Annotated in this window: 11 protein-coding genes; 6 read left to right on the forward strand and 5 right to left on the reverse strand. The window is 65.7% G+C overall.

Features of this window, described 5'->3' with window-relative positions; all coding sequences use genetic code 11:
- Window positions 1–825 precede the first annotated feature (825 nt).
- On the reverse strand, window positions 826–2256 hold the full coding sequence (locus tag IEY63_RS17750) for a replication initiator protein A (RefSeq protein WP_189070330.1): 1431 nt from the start codon (window positions 2254–2256) through the stop codon (window positions 826–828).
- Window positions 2257–4347: 2091 nt separating this feature from the next.
- On the opposite strand from IEY63_RS17750, the gene IEY63_RS17755 reads away from it, so the two are divergent.
- Window positions 4348–5379: a hypothetical protein gene (locus IEY63_RS17755; RefSeq protein WP_189070331.1), complete on the forward strand. Its 1032-nt coding sequence runs from the start codon at window positions 4348–4350 to the stop codon at window positions 5377–5379.
- On the opposite strand, the gene IEY63_RS17760 is transcribed toward IEY63_RS17755, so the two are convergent.
- From IEY63_RS17760 to IEY63_RS17770, 3 genes are all read right to left on the reverse strand, one after another.
- Window positions 5363–8680: an ATP-binding protein gene (locus IEY63_RS17760; protein ID WP_189070332.1), complete on the reverse strand. Its 3318-nt coding sequence runs from the start codon at window positions 8678–8680 to the stop codon at window positions 5363–5365. The genes IEY63_RS17755 and IEY63_RS17760 overlap by 17 nt on opposite strands.
- 466 nt (window positions 8681–9146) lie before the next feature.
- Window positions 9147–10034 carry a ParB N-terminal domain-containing protein gene (locus tag IEY63_RS17765; protein WP_189070333.1) on the reverse strand — a complete coding sequence of 296 codons (888 nt, stop codon included), beginning with the start codon at window positions 10032–10034 and terminating at the stop codon, window positions 9147–9149.
- Window positions 10031–10798 carry a ParA family protein gene (locus IEY63_RS17770; RefSeq protein WP_189070334.1) on the reverse strand — a complete coding sequence of 256 codons (768 nt, stop codon included), beginning with the start codon at window positions 10796–10798 and terminating at the stop codon, window positions 10031–10033. The genes IEY63_RS17765 and IEY63_RS17770 overlap by 4 nt, the downstream gene beginning before the upstream one ends.
- Before the next feature lie 681 nt (window positions 10799–11479).
- On the opposite strand from IEY63_RS17770, the gene IEY63_RS17775 reads away from it, so the two are divergent.
- Window positions 11480–13213 carry a sensor histidine kinase gene (locus IEY63_RS17775; RefSeq protein ID WP_189070335.1) on the forward strand — a complete coding sequence of 578 codons (1734 nt, stop codon included), beginning with the start codon at window positions 11480–11482 and terminating at the stop codon, window positions 13211–13213.
- A gap of 483 nt (window positions 13214–13696) precedes the next feature.
- On the opposite strand, the gene IEY63_RS17780 is transcribed toward IEY63_RS17775, so the two are convergent.
- On the reverse strand, window positions 13697–14260 hold the full coding sequence (locus IEY63_RS17780; RefSeq protein WP_189070336.1) for a hypothetical protein: 564 nt from the start codon (window positions 14258–14260) through the stop codon (window positions 13697–13699).
- Window positions 14261–14471: 211 nt separating this feature from the next.
- On the opposite strand from IEY63_RS17780, the gene IEY63_RS17785 reads away from it, so the two are divergent.
- The 4 genes from IEY63_RS17785 to IEY63_RS17800 all read left to right on the forward strand — a co-directional run bounded on the left by IEY63_RS17785 (window position 14472) and on the right by IEY63_RS17800 (window position 18910).
- Window positions 14472–16046 (forward strand): ABC transporter substrate-binding protein, encoded by a 1575-nt coding sequence (locus tag IEY63_RS17785; protein ID WP_189070337.1) that lies wholly within the window; start codon window positions 14472–14474, stop codon window positions 16044–16046.
- Between the two features lie 76 nt (window positions 16047–16122).
- The gene (locus IEY63_RS17790) at window positions 16123–17061 is read left to right on the forward strand and encodes an ABC transporter permease (protein ID WP_189070338.1); all 939 of its coding nucleotides are present in this window, start codon (window positions 16123–16125) and stop codon (window positions 17059–17061) included.
- On the forward strand, window positions 17058–17912 hold the full coding sequence (locus IEY63_RS17795) for an ABC transporter permease (RefSeq protein WP_229784796.1): 855 nt from the start codon (window positions 17058–17060) through the stop codon (window positions 17910–17912). Before IEY63_RS17790 ends, IEY63_RS17795 begins: the two co-directional genes overlap by 4 nt.
- Window positions 17909–18910 (forward strand): ABC transporter ATP-binding protein, encoded by a 1002-nt coding sequence (locus IEY63_RS17800; protein WP_229784797.1) that lies wholly within the window; start codon window positions 17909–17911, stop codon window positions 18908–18910. The genes IEY63_RS17795 and IEY63_RS17800 overlap by 4 nt, the downstream gene beginning before the upstream one ends.
- The last annotated feature ends 6 nt before the right edge of the window (window positions 18911–18916 follow it).

An 18916-nucleotide genomic window follows, 5' to 3' on the forward strand; every position in this document is an offset into this window, starting at 1 on the left:
CAGTGTGCTCGTCCCTCTCTTCGAAAGGGTCAGATTCTGGAAGTCATCTCTGGAGCACTACCCCTGAAGCACTGCGCGCAGTGCCGGGGCTACATCTGTTTCCACGTTCAATGGCATCAGACATCTATCCCACGGCCGGCCCAGAAGAGCGTCAAGTCGAGTAAGAGGACGGGAAAAGCGGTGATGCAGCGTCATGCCAGCTTGCTGCCCGGTCTCCCCTTTTCACCTTCCCGATTCATCTGCCTCTCTCTACTGGGGACCATTGCCAGTAGGTCAGCGAATACCGTGTCAGGTCACAAGTGATTCAGTTACCTCACTCGCTCTGATGTGATGATTTTTTAAGAATTTAAAAGAATTAAAAAATATGATTGATCATCATCAAGCGGCCAACATGGTCACGTCCCAGACGCGTTTTTTTGGGTTCATCCCTCAGAAACTACGGGTATTCCACCCCGCTTTCCCTCAGAAACTACGGGTATTCCACCCCGCTTTCCCTCAGAAACTACGGGAGAGGAGCATGCCTTACCCCTCGGAAACTACGGGTATTCCGCCCCGCTTTCCCTCAGAAACTACGGGCGTGTCTAGGTGTCCATTCTCCCCTTGTACCTCAGAAACTACGGGAAGGAAAAGCCCAAAGCGATTCTCTTCCCTCAGAAACTACGGGATGGGCGATTGGGGCATCGAAATGGCGTTTCAGACGCCATAAAACGTCTGATCCCCTCAGAAACTACGGGAAAGTCAGCAGGAGCGTCAGGGCATCCCCTCAGAAACTACGGGAAGGAGCGCGGCATCTGTGTACCCCCTACTCACCCTCATCCGATCGCCTCACTGTGGCGCGATCAACAATCGAAGGTCAGCAATTGCGTCCTCGATCGCCAGTCCACCAGCGTGCAAACGCCGCGTCATCTCCCGAACTACTTGGCGCCCATCCACGCGGCCATCCCGGAGTGCCGCCTCCAGCAGACCGCGCTCGTGCGGACTGAGGCGCTTCATGACGCCCAGTACTGACAACTGCCGGTAGACCCACTCGTACAGCTCCGGGCCGGTCAGACCCTCCACGTGCGCCTGAACCTGGGCTTCAAAGACTTCGATGTCTTCTTCAACTTTGCCGTGCCGTTTGCCCGGATGACCTACGTCCCCCTTGGACACTGGTGCGGACGGCTTCGAGGTGGATGAAGTATAACCAGGCAGATTCGCGAAATCCTCGGGACGCTGCACCATCGAGACGAGCAGACCACCGCGGTTGTGAATCGGCCGCTGCGTGGTCATCACGTAATGATCAAATCGCCGTGCCGCCTCCTCAATCCGGTCCGGGAAGACCAGCGTCAGTCGCACGGCCACGCCCTGCTTCACGCCACGGTCCACCAGCAACTGCACCAACGCCGGGTGTTCAGATTCAGGAGGCGGACCGAACACATACCGGATTAGCTTGTCCTTGCCCCTGCCGGTGATTTCCACCTGCCGCACGTAATTGTTCGCCAGCAATTCCTCATGGGCGGGACGAAGGGTCCGTTCAACGTTGTCCGGCCGGTCGCTGACGATGCCCAGTCGGCTGGCCCAGCCCATCAGTGGAAACTGCAACTCCTTCACGAGACCGTTAGGTGCCGCGTCATCAAATTGCAGGGTATCCAGCTGCCGGTAGACTGCACGGACCAGTGGCTGGCTGAGGGTACGGTAGAACTTCAGGTCTAGGGGTTTGATGTAGCCCGACCGCAGGCTGTCCATGATGGGCGGCGCGAGCTGCACCGTGATCACACTGGTGTCCCGGATGCCCGCAGTGGACCGGTGGTAGGCCAGGTAACTCACCTGCGCGAACGACTGTGTGGTCCACCGCTGCGTTCCCTGCGCGTACCACCCTTCATCAATGGTGTACTGCGCCTTGTTGAGCCGCACTAAGCTCTCCTCCAGGGAACGGTAGTACTGCGCCGTGTCGGGAAAGCCAGCCGCTTTCAGAAGGCCGTAAGCCGACAGGGTAAACGGCCCGTCGGGGAGCCCTGCCTCAAAGCACAGGTTCAGCAGTCCCACCATAAAGTCGTTATCGAGTCCGTGTGGAACTACCTGCTGATCAATCGTCGAGCACGTAATGATGACGGGTCGGCCGTCCGGAGTCACGATGTTCTTCTGCCAAGTGCGCAGGCTTGCCGGTACAGTTTTCTGCCCACTGATCAGTGACAGCCGCCCGAGGTTTAACTCGTCGTACCCGCTGCCGTTGTCGATCATCACAGGCTCGCGGCTGACCTTCTTGCGGGGGGGCATGACCCTGATTCTACGGGACGGTCGAGCTGCGCACAGCGTCCGCGACACGGCTCAGTGTGTTTGTAGGAGCCCAGCCCGAATGCGGCTTCGCTGAGAGCTGAAATGGAAATCCAGTTCGTTCGCGCAGCCTGTCCAGGGAAGCAACGGATGATGCTCTCGTCGTCGATTACCACAAGTATGTTCAAGCAGCGTATGGGTGCGCGAGCCTGACCTTTCAGTTAAGCCAAGCAGGGGCTGGATGTGTCCCCCCACGTCGGCTATACATTGAAATTGCCAAGTCCGGCACACCTCAGAGCAGTCTGAAGCGGTTTGCTCCATCTTAACCGCCATGACCCATGACCCCATCGCGCAGCGTCTAAACGACGTCTCCAAGAAGGCTAGAGCAGACGTTTCACCTCTCTCATGAGAGCGGGCCAGGGCGCTTCCTACGCTGAACTCAGGGGCCGGGTAAACGTTTCCGTCCCTCTTAAATGACACCGAACGCGCGTATTGACTGGAGTCAATCATTCCTGCCCAGAGATCAACCCCAGTAAGACAGAAGAGTACCTCGGTGCAAAACGCACTTGGATACGGCGATCTGAGTGGACGAAGACAACCTCGGGGGCTCGCTGGCTTGGGATTGGTCAAACTGCTCTATGCCTCAAGTGATGTCCTGACGCGGGGCAGCCATGAACTGCGCACTGGCTGTGGGACCCAGATTCAAGTCGAACTTTTTGGGTCGTCCAGCCTCTATGGCGGATGCTTGTTGCCCGGCGTATGCAGGTAAAACGTGGGTCGGTTCTCCGACCACTGCCATGGGCTGAATGTTATTTGATGAAATAACCATAGGATCTGGAGCGATAGAGATAAGCCTTGAGCTTGTGAGTCGAAGGCCCAATCGGCTGCTGATGTCGTGACAGGCACCCTGCCAATCATTCAGTATTCCCAGCCATAACCCCTCAGAAACTACGGGTACGTGTCCGGTCAAATAGCTCATCCAGGGAGTCGATGGTTGTACACGCATACTCTCTGGTAGATAGCGTTAGACCCCTTGCCCGGCTTGCTTTGACCCCCGCTTTGTGACACCCGAACTGCCAGTTCAACCTCAGCTAAGTCGGAAAACAATCGCGCGCGGCACAAGATTGTCGGTCGAGAGATTCAGAAACCGATATTAACCATGGTGATGCCAAGGCGTAATGCAGTAGTCCAGTCGAGGAGTTTGCATGGTCGGCATTATCCTCTGAAATTGAGCGGGGCACACTCATACGGCTGCTTCGGCCCGTCTGAGGGCTTATCTCGAGGATTGCGCTGAGCCGTGGTAACGATCTGAACGTACTCGACGGCCCGGCGAGCATGAATGATTCGGACGCTGAGGACGCAGTGCCACAGCCGGCCAGTTGAGACCAGCGCCAGCCTGTCGTCTTCCGTCTTGAGGCAGACGAACCAGAAAATGGCCGACTCATCATTACGGTGCGGTCGAAGCTGACCTTCAGTCAAAAGCTCGTCATCATCCGTGGCCATACATGATCCAATTGAACGCCGACCCGCTTGAGCGCCTACTCAGGGCCCCGTCGAGATCCTCAATGGTGCAGATCCTGTGTCAGCAACTGTACGAAAGCAATATATCAATTTTGTCAAGCGGCTGATACGTATATCGCGCTCGTTGCGCAGGTCCTGAAGAGCAAGGTGGTTGAGCTGACATCGGCGACACGGTCATAGGCTGTAACTGAGGCTGCTCAGGAGGTACTGCTGGCAGGGGGCGTACTGGGCTATCGCAGCCCAACAGCCTACCTACATTCAGGTGCCAGAACCGAGCACATGGAACTTGGCCATACTGTCGTACTGCCGCTTAGAGAAACCCGATTGCACATGCTCCCCGTGCTCGGGTCGGTTCTGGCAGCTCAGCCGGTCAGACGGGACTCAAATCGCCAACGGTCTGCTCCAGCCCACCTTGTGCCCTGACGGTGATCCGCAAGCAAGGCGAACTCAGCATCAAACTGCCCTCCATACGGAAGTGTCCTGCCAACTGTCCTGGGCCAACCGGACAATAACTGCATGAATCCGCTTCGTGTTCGGTTTCGCCCACGCACTCTGACTCTCAGTAGCATCCTCATGCTCCTGCCCACTGCGACCGCGCAGTCATCATGGCCGCCCGCCCTTCAGACCGGGCAGGTCTGGACGGTGTCGGCCGCCGGTGAAACCTGGACCGCCACGGCCGGCGCAGTGGACGCCGACGGTGACCGTGAACTGCAGGTCAGCACGCCGCGCGGCGCGTCCAAAGGCTGGTTCATCCTGAACAGCGCCAAGACGGTCCTGTCTCTGCTCACCCTTCAGGGTCCCGACAGCTACTGGGCGTGCCGGCTGGACCAGGGGTCCGGCCCTCTCTACAAGGGCAGCCTGTCGTTCTACGCGAAGCGGGACGGCCCGGCTGAGGCGCGCGGCACCTGCACGGCGCAACTGCGGGTCGCGGGCGTCAACCCGTCGTCCCGGTGGCCGTATCCGCTGGCAGCAGGTCAGGTCTGGAGTGTCCGGACCCCATCGGGTACCGTGACAGCCACCCTCGAGAACAACGCAGGCAACTGGAGTGGCGTGGTCTCCCGCACGCCTCCGGTAGTGATGGGCGTCACGGCGCAGACCGAGGATCTGAGTTTCATGATCGTGTCGTCCACGTCTGAGCAGGTCTGCGTAATCGAACAGGGCGGCGCGGGCGGCGCCGTCCTCACGGGCACGGCGTACGACATGAACAGTGAAGTGGCGCTGGGAGGCTGCAGCGCCACCCTCGGCCCCGCCGCCGCGCTGGCGGGCGTGCGGGCCGCCGTTCGTCCGGTCTGGCCGGTGGCGCCGCAGACGGGTGACCAGTGGACAATCACGACCCCGCACGGCACCTGGACGAGCACCGTCAGGCCCTCGGAGGGCATCTGGATGGGCCGCGCGGCTGGGCCGGCCGCTGGCGACGTGGGCATCCAGATCGGGAAGACGACCGTGGTGGCCGGCGTCTTCGCGGATGACGGCCGGGTGTTCGCCTGCCGGGTGGATCAGCTGGGGATCGGACCGGCCAGCTTCACTGGCACCGCCCTGTACAGCCCCAACGGCACGGCGACGCCGACCGAGGCCGGGACGTGCACCATCACCCAGCACCGCTGAGGCCCGGGCACAGCGGGAGACTGGTGAGCGGGTCCGGCTCGCCAGCCTCCCGCTGTGCCCGGCGCAGTTCGGCTGGGACCTCACCGACCGCAGCCAGGAAGGCCTGCCGGGCGCGGGTGAGGCAGCGGACATGCTCACGCAGGTCACCACACGTGCGGTACACCTGCAACAAGGCCACAGTGGCCTCCAGGTCCAGTGGGTCCTGTGCCACGCACCGGGCCAGGTGAGGGGCGGCGGCCGGTGCGTCCGTCAGCGCGAGGGTCAGGGCGGCGTCCCGCCACTGCACGTTCAGCGCGTCTCGCAGGGCCGCCGCGGCGTCCAGGTCCACGTCCGCCAGGAAGGGCGCGGTGACCTGCTGCGCGGCCTCGCAGTACCGACCGGCGTGCAGGGCGGCCAGGAAGTCGTCCACGTCCGCGTGCACCGCCTGAAGGCCGTAGCGGCCCTGCGGGTCCCGTGTGATGAGCGCGGCGCCCTGCAGGGTGTCGCGCAGGCGCGTCAGGGTCTTCTGGAAGTTGTACTCCGCGCTGCGTTGGTCGGCGTCCGGCCAGAGGGCCAGCATCAATGCGTCCCGGCTCAGCGTCCCGCTGCCTTCACCGTAGTGTGCGCAGACCAGATGCGCGAGCAGTTCCTTCACCTTCCGCGCTTTCCACGGCCGGACACTGCCGGCCTGCTCCAGGTGCAGCGGACCGAACAGTCTCAGCCGGGCCGCCGGTGGGGGCGCGTCGGGTACCGCGCTGAGTGCCGCCGTCTCCGCCGGGAAGAGGGTGCGCACGAACTGCAGGTGGCCGCGTCCGTCCGTTGCCAGCAGTGACCTCTGCCCGTCGGCCCACACCCTCTGCGCGCTGTCCCGCCCGGCGCGGCGCTGCAGCACCGCGTCCGTCAGCTGAAGTTCCGCCTGCACGCTGATCAGGTGCCCCGCCGCCGCGAGCGTGCGCGCGTCGTCGAGCGCGCGCTCCGCGGCCCCCTCATCACCGGTCATCAGGTACGCCTGCGCCCGCACCAGCGCGGAGCGGGCGCAGGTCCCCGCGCCGTCCTCGGGGCGCGTCCGTTCAGTTTCCCGCAGCGCGGCGTCTGGTTCGCCCAGCAGCAGGTGGACCCTGGCCCGTGAGCTGGGATGCTCGCAGTAATAGTCGTGATCGGTTTCCCCCAGCATCTGGCGGGCTTCGTCGAGTCGCCCTTGAAAGGCGAGCGCTTCGGCGAAATCAGTGGCGTTGGCACTGCCGACACTCGGCCAGAGTTCCGCAGAACGCTGCATCAGCGTCAGGGCCTGCGCGGGGTCACCGCGCCACAGGCGGCAGATGCCGACGTTCCACATCAGGGCGCCGTGCACGCGGGCGTTGCCGCTCTGCTCCGCGCGGCGCAGCTGCGTCCAACTGCTGGCTTCCGCTTCCGGGTACTCGCCGCGCATCAGGTGGATGTACGCGAGGTTGCCTTCCACCAGCATCAGCCGTGACGTCATGGCGTGACGCACCACGAGTTCGCGCGCGGCTGTCAGGTGCGCGGCCGCCTCGTCCCACAGAGCGAAGTGAATGGCGCTACCGCCCGCACTGTTCAGGGCCCAGAATCCCTGCTCCGCGTCCCGTGGGTCCAGACTCTCGAACAGCTGCCCCGCCTGCCCCACGTGGACCGCCTCGCGGGCCAGCCGGAGCGTGCCGGCGTAATCGCCCCGCCGGTGACGCGCGAGGGCCGTCAACTCCAGCAGCAGCATGTGCCGCCCCACGCGGCCCTCGCCGAGGCTGGCGAGAGCCTGCGTCAGGCCGCGTTCGGCCTCGTCCAACTGCCCGTCGTGAATCATCGCGCGGAACAGCACGTCCTCCAGCAGTTCTTCCTCCAGCGTGGCGGGTGGCACGCGCGTGAGGGCGTCACGGGCGAACGCCTGCGCCGCCGCGAGCTGGCCCAACTCCATCAGGGCCTGCGCCCGCGCGGCGTACAGCCGCGGCGTCCACGCCGCCGGCGCAAGCGTGTCCGTGAGGTCCAGCACCTCCTGCAGGGCACCGCTGAACGAGAGGGCGCGAATCAGGGCGGCCGTGACGTCCGGATCGCCGGGTTCCGCAGCCAGCAGCGCGCGCGCTTCCTGAATCACGTCGCTGTGCGCGCCCCGGGCGGCCGCCGCGTGCACCGCCTGCCGCGTGAGCTGCGCGGCGTCCGGCGTCTCGGCCCGCCGGGCGTGCCGGGCGCGCGCCACGGCCTCCAGGTGCGCCAGGCCAGCGGCGCGGCGGTGCAACTCGGTGACCTCCGGCCAGGGCAGGTCCGCCTGCATGAGCGGCCCATACAGCGGGTGCCCCCAGGTGTACGTAGGGGCGCCGCCCCCCGGTGCCAGGCGGACGAAGTCCCGGTGTTGGAGCCACGCGGCCGCGGCGTGGAACACCTCGGCGTTCACCTGCGCCACCGCCTGCCACGTTCGTTCATCGGCCGTGTCCAGCACCGCCAGGGCCGCCAGGAGGCGCCCCGGTCCGGACGCCGCCGGCACGCTCTGCAATCGACTCAGGATGGCGGCGGTCAGGGCCGTGGGCACCGCGCCCTCAGGCGGCGGAGTGAACTTCCAGCCGGACGCGCCCCGCCGCAGGGCGCCCACATCCCACAGGAGCCGCAGCACCTCAAGGATGGTCAGCGGGTGTCCGCCGGTGCGGTCCAGGAGCCATGCGGTGAGCGGTTCTGGCACGTGCCCGGCCAGATGCGACTCGGCCAGCGCCTCGATGCCCGCTCGGTCAGTCGGGCAGAGCACCTCGCGCCGGCACGGCGCGCCCCGGATCATCTGCGAGGTGTGCTCCACGGCGCGCTGCAGGTCCTGAGCGGCAGGGTGTTCCGGCAGCGGCCGGGTCGTGAGGACCAGCAGTGCGGGGCGCGCGCCGAGCAGCAGGCGCGACCAGAGGGCCTGCACGAACGCCTGCGCCTGCCCGCTGTACCTGTGCACGTCCTCCAGCAGCAGAAGCAGCGGCGCGGCGGTGGTGACCGTGTCACTCAGCGCGCGGGCGATCACCACGTCCGGCGCTTCCCGGCTGGGGCGCCCCACCACGTTCGGCCACGGGTGTTCCGGCAGAAAAGGGCGCCCCGCCGCGATGAGCGCCGCGTCCCGCGATTCCAGCAGCCCCAGCTGCCCCTGAAGCACCTCACGCAGGGGGTCCGAGCGGACGATCAGGACCGTGCCGGTGTCCACAGCGGCCGCGCGGGCGAGGTCCCGCAGCAGGTGCGATTTCCCCAATCCAGCCGCACCTTCGAGCAGCACCAACTCCGGGCCACCGCGCCTTGATGCCTGCCACGCCTCACGCAGGCTTTCAGCTGTCTGGGAATGAATGTGCATTCGCCCTCTCATGACCGCGGAGTCTTACTGCGGGCATCCGGTGTGTAGTTACGGCCATGATGCAACTCTCTGTACACATCAGCCTGCCAGGTTGAGTCGGCGCCTTCGTTCGGGGCCCCTTCAGCCAGCGAGGCGTATGGTCTGAGGTTGGTGCATTGATGACATGGATCAAGAGGGGCGAGGCATCCGGCAGACCGTTGTGCTGAACCGTCCATTCCGCAAGAGGGGAAGAGCGGCCGTCGCTCAGTAGTGCGACACCAGCCAAACTACCTCCTGCGTCCCCTCCTGGTTCTGGTCGGTCAAGAGCTTCTGCTGAGTGAGGCGGGTGAGGTACTCCTGCACTCAGACCAGGTAGACGAGTGGTGCCGTTGGCCTGCGCACATGAGGTTGCCCACTCGTGGAATAGGGAAGTGTGAGGTAATCCTCCGCATATGGCGGGCTCTTGTGGAATGTGGAGGACTAGGGTTTAGGGGTTCAGTTTGTTCCTTATAGAGTCGGGCATCTTTGACAGCCAGCCATCAAGCTCCTTCTGTTCCGCAGCGGAGAGGCTTTTGAGCCACCGCGTGCTGGCGAGGTGGCGGGCCACCTGGTGCGTGGGTGTCAGTGCTGATGCCCGCTGTTGGAGTGTGCGGATTTCTTCGCGCAATTGCGCGCGTGTGATCCCGGTCCGGGCCAGGGCGATGAGGCCAGGATGGTGTTCCGCGCTGACCTGAGCGATCTGCTGCGCGGCTGTGTACGCGAGTCCCTGCCGGACGGCATCCAGGAGGAGCGGTGACCATTTCAGGATTTTGAGTTTGTTGCGTGCGAAGGACGTCCACTGCTCCCCGAGGGTGCTGAACAGGGTGTCGAGGGCCACATGGTCGGGCCCAGGCGCTTCACGGAGCATCTGCATGAGCCGCGTCCGCGTTTCTGCCAGGGGAACATTCAGCACCTGAGAGACGAGCTCCAGTTTCGCGTCGACCTCGTCCAGGGTGTTCAGGTCGTCGCGCTGCAGGTTCTCGATCAGGGCTAGGCGGCGGGCCTCCTGATCATCCATTTCCCGGATGACGACCGGAATCTCCTGAAGTTCAGCGAGCTGGGCGGCACGCCAGCGCCGCTCGCCGGCCACGATCTCATACTGTTGTCCGACCGGTCGCACGAGGATGGGTTGCAGCACGCCGTGCTCGCGCACACTCTGGGCCAGAGAGTCAAGGGCGTCCTGATCAAACGCACGCCGGGGCTGCGTGGCCCCGACCGTCAGCTGGCTGACTGGCAGGTGCCGGTCTGGTAGTGCGCGCTGCGTCAGGTCCGGCACGTCTGTCCCAAGGAGCCCCTCAAGGTCGCGGCGGCGCTCCGGTCGTGGACGGCGCGTCATGCTTTCACCTGGTACGGCAGGTTCAGGGCGGCGGCCACGTCTGACGTGACCTGCTGAATATCCCGGTGGACCGGGCTGCCCGGGGCGTACGCGCCGACAGGGGCCCCCTGCGCGGTCGAGTCCAGCCACACCGCTTCCCGCTGGGGGATGGGAGCGGCCAGTGGAGAGAGGGTTTTTTGCAGGTCGGCCAGTACTTCCCGGTCATGCAGGCGGCGACCGTCGTAGAAGGTCGGAACGTACAGAGCGACGGTGAGGTCGGGCCGCACCTCCTGGTACTCGGTGAAGGCGCCGTGCAGTCCGGGCATGGCGTCCAGCCCCTTCTGCCGCGTGGGAATCGGAACGACCATGTGGTCGGCTGCCAGGGCCCCGAGAATGGAGAGTTGCCCCAGACTCGGCGGACTGTCGATCAAGACGACGTCGTACTGGGTCTGGACTTCGTGGAGGGCCCGCCTGAGGCGCATCTGTGCGCCGACGCGGCCCATCATCTGACCTTCAGCGACCGCCAGGCTGACGTGCGAGGGAATCAGCCCGAGGCCATGCACGTGTATGGGTGGGGGCAGGGGGAGGCCATCAACGGCGACGGGATACACCGTCTGCTGGCGTTGGACGCCATCCACGCCCAGCCAGCCCGTGAGGTTTGCCTGGGGATCGAGATCAATAAGGAGCACCCGCTGCCCTCCCTGCGCGAGTTCATAGCCGACATCCCGGACGAGGCTGGTCTTGCCGGCGCCTCCCGCATGATTGAACACGGTCACTGTCTTCACGCCGCCAGCTTATCCCCTCAGGGCCCTGCGTGTTATTTGATGAAATAACAGAGCGACCTGAGCGATCGGGTAACCGAATCGGATGAGCATCGCAGACGCTATATTTTGTTAGGCTGTTGACCGGTGTGGCGGGAAAGCCCAACCGTTGACCCAAATCGCCGATGACATTCCCCTCAGAAACTACGGGTCCTTTTACCCTAGTCCTTTGACTCCACAGAGACAGCCGAATGCCAGGTGAGCGGCTGATGCTGCCCCATCCCAACGGTGGCCAGCCCGCCCACGAGACCGTAGGGTGGACGAGGGCGTCCTCAAAACTCACCACCGGAGAGCCCGTGCTGTGCACCCCACTTGGCTACAGCCTGAGAGTCTTGAAGGCTGCAACGGGGCCGCCATCGTCCACCAGATGTGAGCCGCTATGCCCTCAATCAAAGAGTGCTGCTCAGACGCACGGCCCGTTTGGAATGTCCGCGTACGAGTCCGCGTCGACCAGACGGCGGCCCAGGCTCCTTGATTGGATTGAGCTGAAAAACAAAGATTGATCACTCCGTCTCAAGCTCAACAATGGTGGGCGGAGCCGAGGTCTGCGGGCGCAGACGGTATGGTAAGGCCATGTCGTCGCCGTCTGGCTCCGCCCGGGAGCCGTCCGTTTCTCTGGCCGAAATCCTGCAGCAGACCACTAACATGCTCGTCACCCTGGGCACCGCTTCGGAAATCGCCAGCACGGTGGTGGCTGCGGCGCTTCAGGTCACAGGCGTGCGGGCAGGGGAGATCCTGATGGCTGGAAGCGGTGGGCCAGTCGAGACCGCGGGCGTACAGGAAGATGATCCACCCGGGTTCTCTGACCTGAGCTCCCTGTCTGAGGCCTACCCGTTGACCCCCGAGCAGGTGGACCTGAGGAACGCCCAGTCCACTGATGAACGGCGTGAGGTCCAGCTGACGTTCCCGCTTCCTGCCCGCCCTGATGGTGACGACCTGCGTCCGTCCGTGCTGCCGATGACCCTGAGCGGTCAGTCGTTCGGCGTCCTGATTCTTCACCTCAGTGCGGAGCAGTCCATGACGCCTGAGGAGGGGCGCTTCCTGCGCACGCTGGCGGATGTGGGAGCGCTCGCCCTCGGACGGTTCAGCGCAGCGGGGGAGACCCACGAGCTGGAGGTGCCGTCCGCGCTGAACGTCGAGCAGACTCGGCAACTCGAGGAGGAGCGGGCCGCGCACGCTGCCTTCGTCGCATTCACGGAAGCGGTGGGCAGTGAAACTGACCTCGCCACCCTCGTCGGGCGGGCCATCACGCTGCTGCACGAAACCTGTGACGTGGAAGCCGCCTACTTCGAGCGGAGCGGGGAACTGTTCAGTGCCACAGCCTGGAGTCCATCGGCTGATCCTGGCCTGCTGCCCCACCTGCAACGAGGCTTTCCACTGGAGCATTCCGGCATTGCCCGCGGCCTTCAGCAAGGCACCGCCACGTACATTGATCACTGGCGTGACACGGGCCTCCTCATTGAGGCGTCCGGGATCTATCAGGCCGTCGCGGGGTACCCCTACTTCGTGGATGGCACACTGGACACCGTCCTGATGATCGGTTCGCAGACCGAGGTGGTCTGGGATGAGCGGCGCAAAGGCATCTTCCGCGCGGTGGGCCGCAGCCTCGACCTTGCGCTCGACCGGGCGCGGCAGACGCGGCTCGTGACGGCCCAGCGTGACGCGCTGGACATCCGCACGCAGGAGCTGGCCGAGAGCGCCGCGGAACTCCAGGCGTTTTCGTATTCCGTGTCGCACGACCTGCGCACGCCAGTGCGGCACATCACCGGCTTTTTGGAACTGGCCCGCAAGACGCTGGGGGACCGTCTGGACGCCCGCAGCGCCCGCTACCTCGGTATGGTCGAGCAGTCTGGACGGCAGATGAACACCCTGATTGATGGGCTGCTGGACCTGTCGCGCGCCGCGCAGCAGACCCTCACGCCGGGCGTGGTTGACCTGAACAGCGTCGTGGCACGCATCCAGATGACGCTGCTGCCGGACCTGCTGTCCCGCGACGTCGAGTGGACCGTGGCGGACCTGCCGGCCGTGTGGGGCGATGAACGGGCGCTCAGTCAGGTGCTGACGCAGTTGACGGAAAACGCGCTGAAGTTCACGCAGCACCGGGAGCCGGCCCGCATTGAGATTTGGGCGGAGGTGCAGGGCGGCGGCTGGAAGGTCTGCGTGAGAGACAATGGGCTGGGCTTCGATCCCCGGTACCAGGATCGGCTCTTCCAGCTGTTCCAGCGGCTTCACCGCGCCGACGAGGTGCCGGGCACCGGGGTCGGACTGGCCAGCGTGCGGCGCCTGGTGCTCAAGCATGGTGGTCAGGTGTTCGCCGAGGGACAACCTGGGGAGGGGGCCACCTTTGGCTTCACCCTGCCCCGCGGCCGGGTGTCCTGAGCGGCCCGGGTATCGGATAGACGGCGCGAGTGACAGGGCACGTGACGGGCGGCGCGCACTGCCGAATCCAGTCGTAGCTCACCTGGGTCCGCAGGCGGTGCCGCGAACCCTCGATCAGGGACTCCGCGCAGTGGTGACGGAACGATCTGGCCGGGGTGCACGTCAGGTCTTTGAGGCTCGAGTCGCTGTGCAGGGACTTCCATCAGCTGACGGTCGCCGCAGTGGCCTGCTAAGGGGTCAGGAGCCGGAGGTCTAAGCGGTAGATCCTCTTGGTCGCTTCAGTTTGTGCAGCACTGACGATCTGATGTCACACGTCGGCCAGCGATGAACCCTTCGACCAGTGGGAAGAGAATGGGGGAGAGCGGCGTGACAGAGGGGGCTGGGGGGCCGGCACAGCAGGCCGGGGGCAGGGAGCGCGTCATCAGGTTGCTCCTGTTGCGACCTGAGATTCGGTCACGGTGAGGGGACCAACGTGATCCCGGGTCAGCGCGGCGGGGTCCGTCGGGATCTCAGGAGGCCACTGGCGATCAGGCTCAGGAGGCCCAGCGCGCCCGCAACGAAGGAGGCGCGGATCATCCAGGGTGGCGGTGAACTGGCGTTCCGCCGGAACTTCACCGCCGCGGCCGTGGTCAGCGCGCCTCCCTCACTAGGCAGCGTGAGGTCCACGGCGTACCGTCCGGGCGCCGGCACATTGAAGGTGCCCAACGAGGATGATTTCGCCGCAGCTGTGCGCAGAGCCGTGCTGCCGGACGACTTGAAGCGGAGGTGCGCCGAGTTCCGCAGCACGGGTGTGCCGTTGAGGCTGATCTGCACGGTGTAGTCACCCGTCTGCCGGACCCGGGCAGTCCTCCGGTCGCTGCCGGTGAACACCACGCGGACTGGGTTCATGTCCGGTGTCAGCTGCACCTCGAAGTGGCTGGCGGCACCTGCGGTGAGGCTGGTGGCGCGGTAGATGGCCAGGGGGTGGCCGCTCCCGTACTCCCAGAAGACGGCCCCCGCGATGCCCAGGACGAAGAGCAGGCCGCCACAGAGAGCCGCGAGGTTCATGCACTCAGCATAGGAGTCTGCGCCGCGTGGGTGGGTAGGGAAGGGGGAGCGGGGTCGGGCCGGGGGCTGAGACGCCCATGCAGGCAATTCCGAACCAAGTTGGGCGAATCACTGGTGCTGGTCCCTGGGGGTCTTGTGACAACCTCTCTGTAGTGTTATGGTTTCCCATAACAAGAACAAAGGGTGTTATGCCCAGCTGGGAGGGAGTGCTATGAAGCGACTGACCCGTGTGACCCTGACTCTCGCGGCCGCGCTGGTGTGCGGCCAGGCCCTGGCGGTGACCCGCGGCGGACAGCTCGTGTACGGCCGCTACGCCGACTCGCTGTTCCTGGATCCCGTCCTGAACGACGCCAACCTGGACATCTGGATCCTCACGAACCTCTACGACACCCTGCTGCAACCCACCGCCGACGGCAAGGGCGTGCAGCCCGGCCTGGCCAGCCGCTACACCGTCTCCAAGGACGGGAAGGTCATGACCCTGACCCTGCGCTCTGGCCTGAAGTTTGCCGACGGCAGCGCCCTGACCGCGCAGGACGTGAAGTGGTCCCTTGACCGCGCCCGCCAGCCCGACGCAGGCGCCTGGAGCAGCTCCCTGGCCAGCATCACCAGCGTCACCGCCAGCGGCTCGACGGTCACCCTGAACCTGAAAACTCCCGACCCCACCCTGCCCGCCGCCCTGGCGACCTTCAACGCGGCCATCATGCCGCAGAAGCTGTTTACGGCCGCGCCCGGCAAGAACGACGCCGAGAAAGCCAAGGCCTTCGCGGAAAAACCCATCGGCTCGGGCCCCTTCGTGCTGAGTGAATGGAAGCGCGGCTCGTACATGGTCCTCAAGCGCAACCCCTACTACTGGAAGAAGGGCGAGGACGGCAAGGCGCTGCCCTACCTCGACAGCGTGCGCTTCGAGATCATCCCGGACGACAACACCCGCATCCTGAAACTCCAGGCCGGTGAGCTGCAGGGCGCGGAATTCATTCCGCTCAGCCGCGTGGCGGAGCTCAGGGGCAACCCCCGCCTAAACATGACGCTGTTCCCCTCCACCAAGGTGAACAGCATCCTGATGAACAACCGCCCCACCCTCAAGGACGGCACCGTCAACCCACTCAGTGACGTCAAGGTCCGCCAGGCGCTGAACTACGCCACGAACAAGCAGGCGCTCATCCAGGTGGTCACGTACGGCACGGGCAAGGAAATGAAGTCGTACATGTCCTCCACCACGCCCCTGTTCGACGCGTCGGCTAAGGGGTACCCGTACGACCTCGCCAAGGCCAAGGCGCTGCTGGCCTCCTCGAAATTCAAGAGCGGGTTTGACGTGACGGTCCTGGCGACCAGCGGCAGCGCCGACGACCTTGCGCTCCTGACCGCACTGCAGCAGATGTGGGGCGCGATCGGCGTGCGCCTGAAGATCGAGCAGCTCGACGCGGCCACCAAGACCGCCCGCTACCGCGCCAACGACTTCCAGATGCGCACGGCCGCCTGGACGAACGACATCAACGACCCCTCGCAGATCACGAGCTACTACGCGCTGTTCAGCAACATCGAATCCGTGCACACCGGCTTCAAGAGCAGCGAGGTGGACAAACTGTTCGCGCAGAGCCAGCAGGAGACCAGCCGCGTCAAGCGCGCCTCGCAGTACCGCGCCATTCAGAACATCTACCTAAACGCCGCGCCGATCATCTACCTGTACGAGACGCCCTACCCGGTCGCGCTGGCCAAGAACGTGCGCGGCTTCGTGCAGATCCCGCTGGGCAACAACATCTTCGCGGGCGCGTCCCTGGAGAAGTAAGCCGGGATTCTGACGCCGGGCGCCGCCTCCAGGCCACTCGGGAGGCGGCGCGTCACGTGACGAGAGGGGGAGGGGTATGCACAGCCATTACGTCCTGAAGCGTCTGCTTCAGATTATTCCGACCTTCCTGGCGGTCATGCTGGTGGTGTTCCTGCTCGTGCGGCTCCTGCCGGGCGATCCCGCCAGCGCGATCCTCGGGGACCGCGCCACGGCGGACATCGTGGAGCGCACCAACCGGCAGCTGGGCCTCGATCAGCCGCTGCCCACGCAGTTCGCGCTGTTCGTCTGGAACCTGCTGCAGGGCAACCTGGGCGACAGCATCTCGCTGAAGGTGCCGGTGCTGCGCCTGATCGGCGAGCGCCTGCCGGTCACGCTGTTCCTGACCGTCTACGCCGCCGCGCTGGGCCTGCTGCTGGCCGTGCCGCTGGCGGTGCTGGCCGCCGTGCGCCGCAACACCTGGGTGGACGCCCTGATCCGCGGCGTGTTCCAGGTGGGCCTCTCGCTGCCGGTGTTCTACGTGGCGCTGCAACTGCTGACGCTACTGGGCGCGCGCCTCGGCTGGTTCCCGATCGGCGGGTACGGCAGCGGCACCCTCGGGCACCTGTACCACCTGTTCCTGCCGGCCCTGACGCTCGGGCTGAACCTCGCGGCCGTCCTGGTGCGGACCCTGCGCAACAGCGTCATTGAGGTCATCACGGCCGAGTACGTGGAGTTCGCGCGCGCCAAGGGCCTGCGGCCGCGCCTGATCATGACCCGGCACGTGCTGCGCAACGCCCTGATTCCCACCGTCACCCTGCTCGGCCTGAACATTGGCGCCCTGATCGGCGGGGCCGTCATCACCGAGACGGTGTTCGCCATTCCCGGCGTCGGCCGCCTGATGGTCGACGCGATCTTCGGCCGCGACTACCCCGTCATTCAGGGCCTGACCCTGACGTTCGCGGTGATCGTGTCCCTGGTGTTCCTGATGACCGACCTGATTCACGCCCGCCTCGACCCGCGCACGGAGCTCTCGTGACGGCCACCCTGACGCCCGCCGCTCCGGCCGCTCCGCGTGTCCGGCGGCGCTGGCCCAAACCTACCCTCCTGATCGGCCTGGGGCTGCTGGCCCTGCTGCTCATCGCGGCGCTCTTCCCGGCGCAGCTTTCACCGTTCAGTCCCACCGAGTTCGACTACAACGCCATCCTGCACGGTCCCACCGCGAAGCACCCCTTCGGCACCGACAACTTCGGGCGGGACGTGCTCAGCCGCGTGATCTACGGCACGCGCATCGACCTGCAGATCGCGCTGTTCACCACGCTGTTCCCGTTCATCTTCGGGACGCTGCTGGGCGCCGTCACCGGGTACGCCGGGCGCTGGAGCGACGCGCTGGTCGGCCGCGTGGCGGACCTCGTGGTGGTCTTCCCGTTCCTGGTGCTGGTCATCGCGATCGTGGCCGTGCTCGGGCCGGGCCTGACCAACCTGTACGTCGCGGTCAGCGCGGTGGGCTGGGTCAGCTACTGGCGCCTCACCCGCGGCGAGGTCCTCACACAGAAGAAAGCTGAGTACGCGCAGGCCGGCCGGGTGCTGGGCTACAGCCCCACGCGCATCCTGCTGCGCCACCTGCTGCCCAACGCCGTCACGCCCGCCATCGTGTACCTGATGACCGACATGAGCCTGGGCATCCTGCTGGGCGCCTCGCTGGGCTACCTGGGCCTGGGCGCGCAGCCCCCAACGCCCGAGTGGGGCGTGATGGTCGCCGACGGGAAGAACTTCATGGCGACCGCGTGGTGGATCAGCACCTTCCCCGGCCTGGCCCTGACCCTCGCGGGCGTCACCTTCAGCCTGATCGGGGACGGCCTGGCGGACCTCCTGAGGCCCCGCACGTGAGCGCGCCCACCCCCCTGTTGCAGGTGCGCGACCTGAACGTGCGCATCCCCACCCCGGCCGGCGCGCTGCACGTGGTGCGCGGCGTGAACTTCGACGTGCAGCCCGGCGAGGTGCTGGGCCTCGTCGGCGAGTCCGGCAGCGGCAAGAGCGTCACGTTGCGCGCCGTGATGGGCCTCTACCGGCGTCCCATCACGGTGAGCGGCTCGGTCGAGTTCGGCGGGCACAACCTCCTGCAGGCCAGCGAGGCGCAGTGGCAGGCCGTGCGCGGCGCGCAGATCGGCATGATCTTCCAGGAACCCATGTCCGCCCTGAACCCCGTGCTGACCGTGGGCACGCAGATCCTAGAGAACCTGCGCGCGCACCGCGGCCTGCGCGGCCGCGCCGCCCTGGACCGGGCGGCGGAACTGCTGGACCTCACGGGTATTCCCAGCCCACGGTCGCGCCTGAACGACTACCCGCACCAGTTCTCGGGCGGCATGCGCCAGCGCGCCATGATCGCCATTGCCCTGGCGTCCGAACCGCGGCTGCTGCTGGCGGACGAACCCACCACCGCGCTTGACGTGACCATCCAGGACCAGATCCTGCGGCTGCTGCTGCGCCTGCGAGAGGAACTGAACATGAGTGTCATCCTGGTCACGCATGACCTGGGCGTGATCGCGCAGACCTGCGATCGGGTCGCGGTGATGTACGGCGGGCGACTGATGGAGACCGCGCCGGTCGGGGCGCTGTTCCGCGAGCCGCTGCACGCCTACTCGCTGGGCCTGATGCAGAGCCTGCCCGGCAGCGGCGCCCGGCGCGCGCCCCTGCAGCCCATTCCGGGCGGCCCACCCAACCTGCTGGCCCTGCCGCCCGGCTGCGCGTTCAGTCCCCGCTGCGCGTACGCCACCGGCGCTTGCCTGGGCGACGAGCCGCCCCTGATGCCGGTCGCGCCGGGCCGGGCCAGTGCGTGCGTGCACGCGGCGGCGCTGCCCCACCTGACCGGGGAGGTGAGCGCGTGAGCGCCA

Origin of the sequence: Deinococcus radiotolerans (assembly GCF_014647435.1) — a bacterium.
Classification (GTDB): Bacteria; Deinococcota; Deinococci; order Deinococcales; family Deinococcaceae; genus Deinococcus; species Deinococcus radiotolerans.